This window comes from Sneathiella sp. (genome assembly GCF_036960985.1).
In the GTDB taxonomy this organism is placed as follows: Bacteria; Pseudomonadota; Alphaproteobacteria; order Sneathiellales; family Sneathiellaceae; genus Sneathiella.
This window is the reverse complement of record NZ_JBALWD010000041.1, coordinates 1-14034: the sequence shown is the minus strand read 5'-3', so window position 1 is coordinate 14034 and position 14034 is coordinate 1. Positions and strand designations below refer to the sequence as shown.

Genomic DNA, 14034 nt, shown 5'->3' with positions numbered 1-14034 from the left:
GACTTAGTCATTATCTTTGGTCACTTTTTGTTCAGCCCAGAAATCATAGAAATTATACCACTGATCGGGATATTGAAGGCATTTTTCCTCCAAAGTCCTGGCATATTCTTTAATATATTTTTCTGCTGCAGCATCCCGGCTTCGCCGCGGCAAAACTATTCGATCTGCAAGTTTATCAAAGTAAATCCGAAATTTGGCATCCTCTCGTACGCAATTCATAATATATACCGGGCATTTGAGGAGTGATGCAATGATTACGGGCCCTTGAGAGAAAGGTGCCGGCGAACCCAAAAAATCAACAATGGCTAACCTTTTATCCCCATTCACTGGGATACGGTCTCCTGCGATTACGATCCAATCCCCTCGTTCCAGTCGCTCTTGAAGGTCAATTAATGTCCCAGGCCCTATATCCTCAACTTCCATTACATCAACTGCGGACGCAGGATTATAGACGGAAAGTAATTTATTGAAACGCATCGCATTTTTTGTATGCGCGAAAACCGTTATTTTATTGGCCCCTCTTTTCTCCGCCAGTGCACGACATACATCGACATTTCCAAGATGAGATGTAAAGACGACAATCCCAGTTTTCGAGCTCGCCTTATCATCTAATTCCTTCGCATTATCAAAGATGATATCTGCAATTTTTACGTCGCCCAACCATGCGGAGACTTTATCGAGAGCCATTTTACCGAAAGAACGATAATGCAACCAAAGCACCCAATTAGAGGGCGTCAGCATTAATTTCTTCTGATCATAAATTCGCTGCCAATATTGCGACGAAGCGCGTCGTTGCTCACGTCCTGTCAGGAAAAAATAGAGCAAAATTGGCTGAATTGCGTACCAACTGAGATTGGGTCCAAGCACCGCATAAAGAGCGAACACAAACTTTATTCCCCAAGTAGCTCCCCGTTCATTGATCTTTGCCCAATGCACACTATTCTCAGACGGACCAGGCCGATTTTTCCAAACCGTTGGAAAGCGCCGTAACATGCCAAGAACCAATCGCGTATGCATCTTGGTTATCCGCCAATTGTCTGCAACTAACCTAAAATTCGAAATATTGTCCTTAGGATAAGTAACCTTAATCGGCATCATTCGAACTGGTGTTCCTTGCCAGCACATTCTAACCATAATTTCAGTGTCAAAATCCATATACTGACCAACCGTCTGATTTCTTACGACCTTCATCGTCAGATCGAGCGGATAAACTCGAAATCCGCACATACTGTCTGGAATATAGGTTGAGAGCGTTTCAACCCATACCCAAATATGAGTTAGCCAACGAGCAAATTTGCGAGATTTTGGTATCGTTTCATCATAGATTGGGAGTCCGCTGATCAACGCCCCTGGCTCGGATTCTGATAACTTTAATAAATCAGCTAAAGATTCTATATCGTGTTGTCCATCAGCATCAATCTGGACAGCATGGGTGTATCCTGCTGCAAGCGCTTGGCGAAAGCCTTCCGTAACTGCTCTTCCTTTACCCATGTTTTTTTCAAATCTTCGGACGGTCACTCCATTCTCTGGGCTATGCAATTTCGATAAATGCGATCTAGCAGGTTCACCACTTCCGTCGTCAATAATAATGGCCGGTAAGCCTTGTTCCTGGATTGCAAAGATAACGTCGTCGATATGAAGATAGTGATTATGGCTGGGCACGATCGCACAAGCTAAAAGCGTCATATCGGATTTAGCTCGAGACAACCAGACGAGCATTTATCGTCGTCTCGTAAGTATGAAAAGACAATACGCCGTTTCTCAACCTGTAATTCTAACTTAAGGCAAAGGCGGTTTCCGGGCTCAATTAAATTTGTGAATTTTATTTGACTGAGACCAACGATCGCTCCTAAATCACCAAAATACTTTACTGACAAACGAGCGGCCCAATCCAATTGTGCGACGCCGGGGAAAATTGGTTGGCCAGGAAAATGTCCTTGGAACTGGAATAAATCTGCAGAAATTAAAATATCGACCTCAACCACATTTCCATCGCGGCTCTTCGATAATATCTCAGGCTCTGTTTGGCTTTCCAACCAATTCGTTGAAGACGGTATTTCCATAATTTACACCTTAACGCGAGATTACTCAGCTCTCAAACAGTTCATCAATTTCTTTCTGAACACGTTTTCCTTGACTGTTAAGAGGCAATCTTCGAACAAATCTCCAACGCCGAGGCAAGGCAGCGGATTCAAGATACATATTCAGAAAATGCCGTAAATGGCGATTTAGCCGAAAAGGTCCAACTTTCTTGTGTTGTCGCCAACCGGCGTCTGTGAGCTCCACCGCCGCTGCCAAGGAATCCCGTTTATCTTTCAGAACGAATATGATTGCGTCAGCGATCAAATCCGAGCGCATCAAATATTTTTCTACTTCCGCCAAAGAAATCCGTTTTCCTTCAATTTTTACGAACTGGTTTGCCCGTCCAATGAGCACAAAACTTCCATCGTCGGAGAGCTGAGCGATATCATTCGTTTCCGTCCAATCTTGATTATCTGTATATCCGGATTTCACACTGAGTTTGCCGATCTGATCAATACGAGTTTCCACACCTAATAGTGGGAAGAATGGCGTTGTCGCTGTTTCTTGCTGGCGAAAGGCAACTCCGCCTGTTTCAGTGCTGCCGTATATTTCAGTGGGATATGTGCCGAAAGTTTTGGCCGCATTACGAGCTGATTTGTAACTTAACGGTCCCCCTGCAGAAAGTATCATCAAGGGTTTTTGATCACTGTTTAGAGGTTCAATCGGTGGTATGCGAGACAGATGGGCCGGACTAGAAACAAAACAACTTTCAGGAGGCGCAGCAGCAATCATATCCTCCCAAATTTCAAACCTTTCCACATTAAACGGCCGGCCCGCGCATAGGGGCCAAAGCACTCTGAAATACAGACCATAAATATGCTGATGCGAAACCGTTCCTAAAATTGTTGCGGTCGCCAACATTTCACCCCAATTTCTTTGCAGAACAACCAATTCTTCTTCAATCTGAAAAACAGTTTTCGGAATTTTTTGTGGCGATCCCGTTGAGCCTGAAGTATAAAATTCTAACAGGCAGTTATCCGGATCAAGTTCTTCGAAAACAAATTGCCTGCTTGTCTCTCCTCCTATTTTTACAAAATACGGGTTTTCTTCATAAGTAATATCACTGAGATGCGGACAGTCTTGCGTTACGAAGTTTACCAACATTCCAGAACGATTGTTGGGAGGAATAACAATGCAACACTTTGCATGCATTGCCGCGAAAAAGCCAACAGCACAACTATAGCTGTCTTCAGTCGACAGGACGACCCGCTTTACACCGTGATCCGTCAGCCGGCTTATGGTCGCAATTATATCATTTCGGAAGGTTGCGAAATGTTGCGTGTCGTTATTCGATACGGCTACAACAAAATCTTCTGGTCTACCAGATGCCATGAGATTTGAAAGAGAGTAAAAATGCACGTCTTAGCTTGCTTTCCTTTGTATAACAAACAAACGAATAATGAACTCAAGGCCAAACATCAAGCCGATTAATATATATGAGATAAATCCATTATAAATTGTCCAAGTTTCCAGCGACCCGTATATCGCGGTCCAGGTTGAAATGGTGCCGTTGGCAACAAAAAAAATCACCCACGCAAATGTAACTTTTCGGGTATATCGGACACCATTCATATCCAATTCCGGTTCTCTTAATCTGGCGAGTTTTTCGATGATGGTCGGGGGATACATAAGGGAGTGCCCGAAGACGACCGCAAACGAAAAACTCATGAGAATAGGATAGGACTTGATCGCCATGCTGTGATCAATCAAGAAAAGAATGCCCGTCATTATCAGGGCCGAAGCAAATATCAAGAATTCAGATTTCTGCCGTTTTTTGCTTACAAGCATTCGCACAGATAGAAATACGATCAAGCCTAGCCCGATAACCCATGGGGATAAGGTTTTCAGACCGAAGTAAACAATAAACGGATATGAAAAGGTTACTATAACAAGAGCAACGTCCAGAAGACGAGTTTTATTCTTCCAATAGCGCATAGACGCGGTCCACGACGTCGTCAACCGTTCGAACCGTCTTGAATTCCTCGGGCGGTATTTTCTTTCCTGTCAAACCCTGTAGTTTAACAACCAAGTCAACAGCGTCGATGCTATCCAAATCAAGATCTTCATAAAGCCTCGCCTCCGGAGTTATATCCTTGGCTGGTACTTCAAACAAATCCCTCAGGTATTCGCTCAAACTAAGATATACTTCTTCTCGCGTCATCATACGCTCATTGCCTTCCTTTCAGAGGAGATGAAAGTAGCAAGACTGCGGATGGAAGCGAAATGCTCTTTTACATCTTCGTTTTGCGCGTTTATTTTTATGCCATAGGTTTTCTGGATTTCAACGCCCAATTCGAGTGCGTCAATTGAATCGAGGCCGAGTCCATCCGCAAACAACATTTCTTCGCTTTCAATTTCCTCTGGCGCAATATCTTCCAAATTAAGTGTTGAAATAATAAGCTTCTTTATTTCTAGTTCCAGCTCATTCATAGCTTAGCTTTCTACCGTAATACTGTTCGAGTTCGTCTGTTAATCTGCGAACTTTTATTGACCGCGGTTCATGCCGCAGATAATCACTCATGTCTAGTTGTTCGTCAAAAGTAATATCAAATAAAGACTGTCGTGATGGAATATCATACCACGGACTTCCTTTAGCTAAAGTTGACGGATTGCATTTTATGGTCACCAACTGTATTGGAGTCGAGAAATAAACAGCGATATTGGCAAATCCCCGTTGAAATTTTATTTTTTGCCCGGGCACAGTCCGCGTTCCTTCTGGAAAAATAAGAATATTTTGTCCCATTTCCAGCGAATTCTTACATTGCTCCAACAGCCCTTGAACGTTTCCATCATTCCGGATATATCCAGCAGCCCGCATGACGCCGCCTAGAAACTTGTTCTCCCAAAGCTCATGCTTAATAATACACTGAACATTTGGCATCTGGGACATCAAAAAAACGGTATCGAGCAAAGACGGGTGGTTGGCAACAATTAGCGCGCCGCGACATCTGTTCAGCCGTTCTACCGCATAAAACCGCGAGTTGATCACGCCACTGATACGCAACATGAAAACGAACAACCGAAAAGTCGAATAAATGACATGACGTACACGTTTAATTCGTAAGTTCTCATCTGGTGTAACGGCCGCGATGATTTTGAAAACAAACATTGTCATAAACAGGCCGCCTAATCCGAAGCTGGCGAAAGCAATACCAGTTCCGGCCAAACGCCAGCAATAATTAACACGCTTATACATGATTGTGGCACAACCATTCGCCTTGCGCACCGGTCCACGACCAATCTTTCTGGCCACTGATCACAAATTTTAAAAAACTTACCAGTGGATCTTCCCGCATTGCATTCGTTGGTTTACCGTTGAAACTCATTGTTAAATGGTTCTTGTTGGTATCTTGAGATGTAATCACTAACGCGAGAGCGCACCGACGCACTGAATGGTCCTGAAAAGGCGTATAAAATACTGGCAGTACGTCATCGCAATGAATGAGCATGACCGATTCATTCGGGTTTTCTGCTAGAAGTCCCATTGCCTCCATTAATCCCATGCAAAAACTCTCCGAACCAGCAGCAATCGCTGTTTGGGATTGTACGTTTTTCGTTACAATAGACAGCATACCAACAAGAGAATTATGAACTGACATTCCAAACCCCGTTGGGGAAATTGGTTCACTGGCAGCCATTGTTTGTAAAAGTTGCAACATTTGTGAAACGTTCCCGTAGCGCGAACTGAACACAATCCGAGCAGTATCTGCGTGTCCAGCATCCAACGCTACTCGCAACGACATTTTCCCTAACAAAGAGAGACGACGCCGTAATCCAGCAGGCAGGTCACGAACATCAGGGGCACCTTCGGTTACAGGCAGGTCTTGTTCTTCATCAAACCATATTTGCCAAGCTTCCCGGCTCTCCAAGCCCGGCGCCCAGGCACTCCAGTTATCGATTGAGAACCCTAAATCACTATACATTAGATTTTAGGCTTTCTAACTCGCGTTTAATGAAGCTCTATACATTTCCTTATTTATGTCCTGCTCTAGCGTTTTCACCCATCTATTGTAATTTCTGTGAATCTGCGAGCCATCATAAAGCAAGTCTTGGCTGGAAACATAATCGATAGAATAAGCTTTGTTTGAATATTTGATATTAACAATTGCTTCGTGCGTTCTTTGCCTCAATGTCGCCTTTATGACACCCGGGCTGACATCTTCGACACGCCAACCTCGGCCCGTAACTGCCACTTTTATAATAGAGTCAATTTTCGAAGTGGGCGCATCTTGCAGGGCTACTGGCACTGCCATATCATTTACGTTATAAACTGGTTGTAATCTACCAAAACACCCCGTCAGCACTACTGCTAGAAGCGCGACAATTGTTACTCGAAATATTATCTTCATTAAATTTCTCCATGGGCTAAACAACACGATACAAATGATATGCGTTCCCATAATATTTAAAGATATTATTTTTTACAACCTTCACGATTTAAAAATCGCTTTTCTAGCCCTTTCTAGTCATGTATTTGCGCGGTGACTTAATAAAGCAAAAATAGAATGCACCTAATTCAATTCAGTCGTATCAGCATGCAGCATTACTGTCTCGCCATTTCCACCAGGAATTGCAGGATACCATTTGCGTGTTAAAGGGTCGTGTCCTGGTATTATATGCTGATCTGAATCGGCAAGTTTTCTCAGAATATCATAACCGGCTAAAGTTTCTTCCATATCGACGACGATAGGGAAAGGCTTTCCAGTTCTATAGTTCTCATAATAATGGCTAGAATCAGAGGCTAGAACAACCCATCCACGTCGGGTGCGCACACGAACACATTGTTGGCCTCGCGTATGCCCACCAATTAGATGCACTTCAACACCGGGGGCTATTTCCCGAGATCCATCGCAGAACTCAACATTTCCCATATATAAAGATCGAATAACTTCGCAAATATGATCTCCGGAAAACGGAAAACGTAGCAGATCATGACACATACACGGGCCTGTTACATATTCAAGTTCAGAGGGCTGGACATAGAGCTTCGCATGACGAAAATCACCAAGAGATCCAGCGTGATCGTAATGCATATGGGTTACCACAACGGTATCAATGGTTTCCGCAGGAAGACCGAAATCAGCAAGTAAGGTAACAGGGTTTTCGATAATAGGTCGATTGCGGAGCTTCGCTTCAACCTTATCATATCCTGTGTCCACAAGAATTGTCCGAGTATCATTTTTGATTACCCAAATAAAATAATCCATCGGATGCTTGGAAGCGTGGTCATCATCCATAATAAAGGAATCTTTACGCCAGCGTTCATTGCGTTCTGCATATCGGATCGCAAATATTTCCCATGTATCGCTCATATCGCCCTCTTATAAAACTTGAAGCCCATGCTTGGCTATTAGCTGCACCAATGTCTCCGCCGCCCGATCGCGATGTTTTTTATGAATTTCACGGGCTTTTACAGGATCCCGCTCCCGGATTGCCTGAACAAGACTGCGATGGTCTCGATTAGATTCAATTGGCTTTTCTCGCATTCTCAAAGTTACTTTTCGAGCTCGGTACACCTGATCCCAAAAGGTTGAAATCACCCAAATGAGCCGCTTATTTCCAGAATAGCTTACGAGCAATTGATGAAAATCATGATCTGCATTAGCCCAAGCGTCAAGATTATCTTCTTCTAAAGCTTTGTCCATGATCGCGACACAGTCACTGATCCGGGTCAACTGTTCGTCAGATAACCCCTTAGCCGCCGCTAACTCCGCCGCCATAGGTTCCAATTCAGACAACAAGGCATAAATTTCAGTCATATCTTCTGGAGAAATCGGTAAGACAGTTATGCCGTGCCGTGGCCGTATTTCGACAAAACCTTCAGCCTCTAATCGGCGGGCAGCCTCACGCACCGGTGTCCGGCTCATGCCCAGCAATTCTGCTAATTCTCTTTCCAAATAGAAAGCTGCTGGAACAAGCTCATTTTCCATAATTGACCGCTTCAAGGTACGGTAGGCCCGCTCTGTCTGGGAATTATATTGGCGGCTACTGCTATCTATATTATCGCTCTTCACATCTTCACCATGCATCTTCGACCGGACTTTGCCGATTCATAAATATGATTTTCAATAACCAAATTACGCAAATAGCTTTCAACAGAATTTTCCAATTTTCCTCGTCCGAGACAATAGTCAACGATATGACTTTGCAAAGAAAAAACACAGTCGCCGCCAAATCCCTTTAGACTAACTTCATAGTCCATTTTTCGGGGTTCTTTGTCCCCCTTGGTTCGAAGATAAAGCTCTGCATCTCCGTTTAGGGTTATAATTGCCTCAGTTCCTTCGACAATAAACTCACCCATCGTCAGTCGATGATTATTTGCAGAATGATCTAATAATCGATTTCCGTCGAAAACGGTCCTCAGGCCATTACTATATCCAAGAATAAAGTATCCTGCGTCTTCTCCTTGGATCTCTGAGTTTAATCTCCTTAGATCACTGTATACGGTTTGCGGATTTCCGAACAAATAACGAAAGACATCAACCCAATGTATACCTGTCTCGTGAATTAGGAACTTTTCCATATTCCGAAAATATGGCTGTCGATCAAGATAGGCATCTGCACCTGCCCCGTCTCCTGGTCGAAGCCGGAATTGAGCTTGCAATACTTCTCCAAGCTTTCCTGAATTGATTATCGATTTTATTTCTCGGTACCATGGTTGGAAACGAAAATTCTCGTGAATCACCAAAGTCGAGCCGGAGTTTTTAAACATTACGGCAATTTCTTCTGCTTCATCCAAACTGACGCAAAATGGTTTTTGACAGACAACCATCTTAACCCTATTCGCGACTTGGCCTAAAATTGTGCGATGCGTCGATGGAGGTGTTGCAATATCAAGGATATCTATGTGGTTCTCAGATAATAAATCTTCTACTGAATCATAGATTTTGATATTCGAAAATACTGATGCAAGATCTTTTCGCCGTGCCTCCTCGGATTCCGCAATTGCCAGCAAATTTACCTCATTGAGCCGTTGCCAGGCATCAATATGAAACCCGCTAAAGTAACCGGCACCAATAAGGCCCACTTGCAACATTTAGCTTGCCTCCCGAGTTCCTTCCGAACCGTCCGATTGAAACGCATCCAACACCGCAATTGCGCACTCCTCGGTACGGAGTTGACCTCCTAGATCCCGCGTCAGCCCTTTCTTTTGAGCCAGAACGCGGGTGACAGCATCATCAATACTCTGACCACAATCGATCATTTGTTGCGAGGCGTTTTGATGCCCTAACCAGGTCAGCATCATTCCTGCGGAAAGAATCATCGCGAGCGGATTTGCAATTCCCTGGCCAGCTATATCCGGCGCACTTCCATGACAGGGCTGGAACACGGCATGATCATCCCCAATATCAGCAGATGGCGCTAACCCCAAGGATCCCATTATGCCAGCTCCCAGGTCGGATAAAATATCGCCAAACATATTTTCGGTCACAAGAACGTCAAATTCCCAAGGTCTTTGTACCATCCACATAGCCATGGCATCAACATATGCAGCGTCAGCGGCAACGTCTGGAAAAAACTTTGCACGCTCTTCAAAAATTGAGCGGAAAAACCAGAAAGAACGGAATATATTCGCTTTATCGACGCAGGTCACTTTTCCGGGCCTGCCTTTTTCAGAAGCCCGCTGCTGGGCAAGAAAAAAAGAGAAATCAAAGAGTTTTTCGCTAGTGTCGCGCGTTATTCTCAAAGTTTCCGTAGCGTATTGATCATCAACGACTTTTCCGTCATGCATGTGGGCAAATAGGCCCTCCGTTGATTCCCGGACAAGGACAAAATCAATATCTTTAGCGCGGGGATCGGATAGTGGGCAATTCGCACCAGGAAATACTTTAACAGGACGCACACCGGCATAAAGACCAAGGTCAAATCTCAAGTCCACTTGAGGTCGGATTTCTGTCCCATCCTCATAACGTACATCTGGCAACCCAATAGCAGAAAGTAAGATCGCGTCCGCGGCTCTTGCCCGGTCCATTGATTCTTTTGGTAACGCGGTTCCCGTATCCCGATAATGCCCAGCACCGGCAGGTAAAATTTCGAAATCTAGTGAAAACCCATCATAATTCGACGAGGCAAATTTCAAAATATCCATCGTCGGCCTCGTAATTTCCGGGCCGATTCCATCACCTTCGAATACCGCAATTTTGAAACTGTTGCCTAGATTAGTCATTGTTTTTCATCCAAACCATTATGCAATTCTCTGCAATCCGAATTATTAGGTAATCGACATTTTCGGATTATTGACACTGCCGTTTTTTACGTATACGTTGTTGCGTACTAAAAAAGCAAGCACGGAATCAATTTCCGAATTATTGGGAGGAATTATGAAAAAACTATTGGCAGCAGCTCTGCTGACCGCGTCTATTGTTGGTGTAGGAACACCCGCATCCGCGGATAAAGTAAAATTAAACATGCCATCAGCATTTCCAGGCAGCCTGATCCAACTAGGTCAAGCAGGTGTTCGTTTTCAAGATACCGTCAACGAAATCTCTGGCGGTGATATCGAGGTAAAATTCTTCGAACCTAAAGCCCTCGTCCCGCCTCTCGAAATCTTTGACGCCGTGTCCAACGGCTCGGTCGACGCCGGTTGGTCAGTTGCCGGTTATTGGGGAAGTAAAAACTCTGCCTTTAACCTATTCGCAGCCGTTCCTTTCGGTCCGGCAGCAGGTGAGTATATTGCCTGGATGTGGTATGGTGGCGGAGAGCAAATGATGAATGATCTATACAATCCGTATGGCATTCAATCTTTGGTTTGCGGCGTTATCGCCCCAGAAGCTTCGGGCTGGTTCCGCAAGGAAATCAATTCACCCGAAGATCTAAAAGGCTTGAAAATGCGCTTCTTTGGCCTTGGTGCAAAAGCCATGCAGAAACTTGGCGTTGATACTCAACTTTTAGCGGGTGGTGATATTTATCCCGCTCTGGAGCGCGGTACAATCGATGCGACTGAATTCTCTATGCCTGCAATTGACCAAAATCTTGGTTTTTACAATATCGCCAAGCATTACTATTTCCCAGGTTGGCATCAGCAATCCACAATTCAGGAACTGCTCGTCAACAAGAAGACATGGGATGGCATGACCGATCAACAACGGGCAATCATTTCTACAGCTTGTAAGGCCAATGTCGCGGTTCAGCTGGCTGAGGGTGAAGCAATCCAGGGCAAAGCTCTTGCAGAAATGGAAGCGGCTGGCGTAATAATTCATACGTGGTCACCAGAAATGCTTGCCGCATTTTCCGGCGCCTGGGATGAAGTTGCAGCTGAAGAAGTTGCAGCAAACCCTGATTTCGCAAATGTCTTCGGAAATCTAACCGAATTCCGCGAAGGTTACGCTAAATGGAAAGACCTAGGATACCTCAAGTAACGCTTTCCTAGCACTGACGTAAAGAATTATGCCCGCCGAAAAAAACGGCGGGCATTTTTTGGCTAAAGAGTTACAGTTAAGAGTTGAAGATAGCGAAACCAGACAAACCTGCTTGCAGATCGAATAAAATACTGGTCATATCTTGCTTAAAACATTCTGGGAGGGATGGATATGGAGACATTATTGGGCATCAGCCGTTTGCTTGACAGGGTTCTGGGAACTGTCGCGAAATTCGGAGGCTGGGCCGGTGTGATGCTTGTACTTGTTGTTTGTTACGATGTAGTTGCAAGATATTTCGGTGTTCCAAAACCTTTTGGCCTTAACTCAACAATGATCCAAGAATCAGAATACTGGTTTCATTCCTACCTAATTGTCCTCGTTATCGGCTACGGATATATCCGTCAGGCCCATGTCCGCATCGACCTGCTGAGAGAATCTTTGGCCGAAAGTACGAAGTACTGGATAGAATTCTGCGGTATTATCGCTTTTCTACTTCCTTATTCCCTTCTCGGATTATGGCTTTCACTTCCCTACACCATTAATTCGTTTAACCAGGGCGAGATATCCAAATCCCAAAATGGTCTCAGCAGTATCTGGATGTTGAAAGGTGGGCTGGTCGTATTGTTCGCATTGTTGTTGCTGGCAGCGATATCTCAACTGATTAAATCTTATGCAGGCATCCGTGGCCAACTCCCACAAGACATGAAGCAAATGACTATCGGAGGAGATCACTAATGGACTTCGTAGAACTCCTGCCGGTATTCATGTTCGGCGCGTTGGCCATATTGCTTTTCTCAGGCTACCCTGTAGCGTTTATTCTAGGCGGTGTCGGCCTCGCCTTCGGTATTATTGGCATATTCTCCGGCGAGTTTATGTTTATTCAGTTCCGTTCCTTACCGTCTCGCATCTTTGGCGGGATCATGGAAAGTCTGATTTTAACAGCGATTCCCATGTTTATTTTTATGGGTACCATGCTTGAAAAATCAGGTATTGCCCGTGATCTACTCAACTGCTTGCAGGTATTGCTCCGGCGTGTTCCGGGTGGCTTAGCTTTGGCAGTAACGTTAATGGGCACTATCCTGGCGGCAACAACCGGTATCATCGGCGCATCAGTCATAATGATGTCACTGCTTGCCCTACCAGTAATGCTGAAACGAAACTATGACGCTGAACTGGCGACAGGGACGATCGCCGCATCCGGTACTTTGGGTATTTTAATCCCTCCATCTATCATGCTGGTTATCATGGCGGATTTGTTAAGTCGCTCTGTAGGCAATTTATTTGTCGCCGCTGTTTTCCCCGGATTGATTTTGTCCGGCCTGTATTTCGCTTATATCGTCATCAGGTGCACGATCAATCCTTCATTGGCCCCTCCTCTGCCAAAAGATATAGGCCCGCAGACGACAATGGGCGTTTTAGGTATGGTCCTACGAAGTTTTGTGCCTCCCGTAATATTGATTGCCTGTGTTCTCGGCTCCATTCTCGCCGGCCTTGCCACACCAACGGAAGCTGCCGGTGTTGGTGCCCTTGGAGCCATATTGCTCGGTTTGTTTAATTTAGTTTTGCTGCCAGCAATGGGCGTCAAGGAAATTCATTTTGACGGCGATGCGGATTCGTCCTTGGAAGGGCACGCTGCAAAAGGCGGACTTGGCGTCGAACTGAAGCATTTTTGGGACACTCTGAAAGATGTTGTCGAGCGTACCGCTTTAACCAATGCGATGATTTTCGGTATTTTCATTGGTGCTACTTTATTTTCGTTTGTTTTTCGTTCTTTGGGCGGAGACGACCTTGTTATCGACGCTGTTGAAGCGTTAGGACTTGGATCGTGGGGGCTTCTGTTCTTGATCATGGGGCTGGTTTTTGTTCTCGGTTTCTTCTTCGACTGGATTGAAATCACGCTGATCGTATTACCAGTTTTTGCACCGGCCATTGCCCTCCTGGATTTTGGTGACCATGTTGCAAAAATTGAGGTCACTTATTGGTTCGCCATTTTGCTTGCAGTTAATTTGCAGACATCGTTTTTGACGCCACCCTTTGGATTCGCACTATTTTATCTTAAGGCCGTTGCGCCAAAAACTATCAAAATCCAGCAAATTTATCGAGGAATCATCCCGTTTGTGATGCTCCAATTAGTTGGCTTGGCACTGGTTGCCATCTTCCCTGAAATAGCCTTGTGGTTACCAAGACAGCTCTTTAATTAGCGAGCTTGGCTTTAAACTTATAGGACCAACAAATGACCCTACTTTTAGGAGCCGTTGCTGACGACTTCACGGGTGCTACAGACTTGGCAAATACACTTGTGCAACAAGGCATGCGTGTCACACAGCTAATCGGCGTTCCCGATAAGGACACTGATATAGGTGACGCCCAAGCTGTTGTGGTCGCATTAAAATCCAGGATGGCAACCCCTGAAGACGCAGTTGAATGGTCTTTGCAAGCATTAAGATGGTTGCAGGGCAAATCAGCGCATCAATTCTTTTTCAAATATTGCTCAACCTTCGACTCGACACCACGCGGTAATATTGGCCCCGTCAGTGACGCAATGCATGAGTATCTAGCCAGTAACATAACGGTCATTTGCCCCGCCTTTCCG

General features: G+C 44.8%; 17 protein-coding genes. 4 read left to right on the top strand and 13 right to left on the bottom strand.

The window, feature by feature from the left end; genetic code table 11:
* Positions 1-3: 3 nt before the first annotated feature.
* The 13 genes from V7723_RS17580 to V7723_RS17520 form a co-directional block, all read right to left on the bottom strand.
* Entirely contained in the window at positions 4-1686 is a 1683-nt protein-coding gene (locus V7723_RS17580) for a glycosyltransferase family 2 protein (protein ID WP_335685805.1), read from the bottom strand.
* A complete protein-coding gene (locus V7723_RS17575) occupies positions 1683-2063 on the bottom strand; it encodes a 3-hydroxyacyl-ACP dehydratase FabZ family protein (protein ID WP_335685804.1) in 381 nt (126 codons plus the stop codon). The genes V7723_RS17580 and V7723_RS17575 overlap by 4 nt, the downstream gene beginning before the upstream one ends.
* 25 nt (positions 2064-2088) lie before the next feature.
* Complete coding sequence (locus V7723_RS17570) at positions 2089-3414, bottom strand: AMP-binding protein (protein WP_335685803.1); 1326 nt, start codon at positions 3412-3414, stop codon at positions 2089-2091.
* Between the two features lie 30 nt (positions 3415-3444).
* On the bottom strand, positions 3445-3810 hold the full coding sequence (locus tag V7723_RS17565) for a hypothetical protein (RefSeq protein ID WP_335685802.1): 366 nt from the start codon (positions 3808-3810) through the stop codon (positions 3445-3447).
* 187 nt (positions 3811-3997) lie between these two features.
* On the bottom strand, positions 3998-4246 hold the full coding sequence (locus tag V7723_RS17560) for an acyl carrier protein (RefSeq protein ID WP_335685801.1): 249 nt from the start codon (positions 4244-4246) through the stop codon (positions 3998-4000).
* The gene (locus V7723_RS17555) at positions 4243-4512 is read right to left on the bottom strand and encodes a phosphopantetheine-binding protein (protein ID WP_335685800.1); all 270 of its coding nucleotides are present in this window, start codon (positions 4510-4512) and stop codon (positions 4243-4245) included. Before V7723_RS17555 ends, V7723_RS17560 begins: the two co-directional genes overlap by 4 nt.
* Positions 4505-5278, bottom strand: a complete 774-nt coding sequence (locus V7723_RS17550; protein ID WP_335685799.1) for a lysophospholipid acyltransferase family protein — start codon at positions 5276-5278, stop codon at positions 4505-4507. Before V7723_RS17550 ends, V7723_RS17555 begins: the two co-directional genes overlap by 8 nt.
* Entirely contained in the window at positions 5271-6005 is a 735-nt protein-coding gene (locus V7723_RS17545; RefSeq protein WP_335685798.1) for a beta-ketoacyl synthase chain length factor, read from the bottom strand. The genes V7723_RS17550 and V7723_RS17545 overlap by 8 nt, the downstream gene beginning before the upstream one ends.
* 15 nt (positions 6006-6020) lie before the next feature.
* Positions 6021-6431 (bottom strand): hypothetical protein, encoded by a 411-nt coding sequence (locus tag V7723_RS17540; protein WP_335685797.1) that lies wholly within the window; start codon positions 6429-6431, stop codon positions 6021-6023.
* A gap of 162 nt (positions 6432-6593) precedes the next feature.
* A complete protein-coding gene (locus V7723_RS17535) occupies positions 6594-7394 on the bottom strand; it encodes an N-acyl homoserine lactonase family protein (RefSeq protein WP_335685796.1) in 801 nt (266 codons plus the stop codon).
* A gap of 9 nt (positions 7395-7403) precedes the next feature.
* Complete coding sequence (locus V7723_RS17530) at positions 7404-8096, bottom strand: GntR family transcriptional regulator (RefSeq protein ID WP_335685795.1); 693 nt, start codon at positions 8094-8096, stop codon at positions 7404-7406.
* Positions 8093-9118, bottom strand: coding sequence for a Gfo/Idh/MocA family protein (locus V7723_RS17525; protein WP_335685794.1), 1026 nt, complete (start codon positions 9116-9118; stop codon positions 8093-8095). The genes V7723_RS17530 and V7723_RS17525 overlap by 4 nt, the downstream gene beginning before the upstream one ends.
* Complete coding sequence (locus V7723_RS17520; protein ID WP_335685793.1) at positions 9119-10249, bottom strand: isocitrate/isopropylmalate dehydrogenase family protein; 1131 nt, start codon at positions 10247-10249, stop codon at positions 9119-9121.
* A 154-nt stretch (positions 10250-10403) separates the two neighbouring features.
* On the opposite strand from V7723_RS17520, the gene V7723_RS17515 reads away from it, so the two are divergent.
* The 4 genes from V7723_RS17515 to V7723_RS17500 all read left to right on the top strand — a co-directional run.
* Positions 10404-11441, top strand: coding sequence for a TRAP transporter substrate-binding protein (locus tag V7723_RS17515; RefSeq protein ID WP_335685792.1), 1038 nt, complete (start codon positions 10404-10406; stop codon positions 11439-11441).
* Between the two features lie 171 nt (positions 11442-11612).
* Positions 11613-12176 (top strand): TRAP transporter small permease subunit, encoded by a 564-nt coding sequence (locus tag V7723_RS17510; RefSeq protein WP_335685791.1) that lies wholly within the window; start codon positions 11613-11615, stop codon positions 12174-12176.
* Positions 12176-13642 carry a TRAP transporter large permease gene (locus V7723_RS17505; protein WP_335685790.1) on the top strand — a complete coding sequence of 489 codons (1467 nt, stop codon included), beginning with the start codon at positions 12176-12178 and terminating at the stop codon, positions 13640-13642. The genes V7723_RS17510 and V7723_RS17505 overlap by 1 nt, the downstream gene beginning before the upstream one ends.
* 32 nt (positions 13643-13674) lie before the next feature.
* Positions 13675-14034 (top strand): four-carbon acid sugar kinase family protein (locus V7723_RS17500; protein WP_335685789.1); only part of this gene is annotated, 360 nt, incomplete at its 3' end.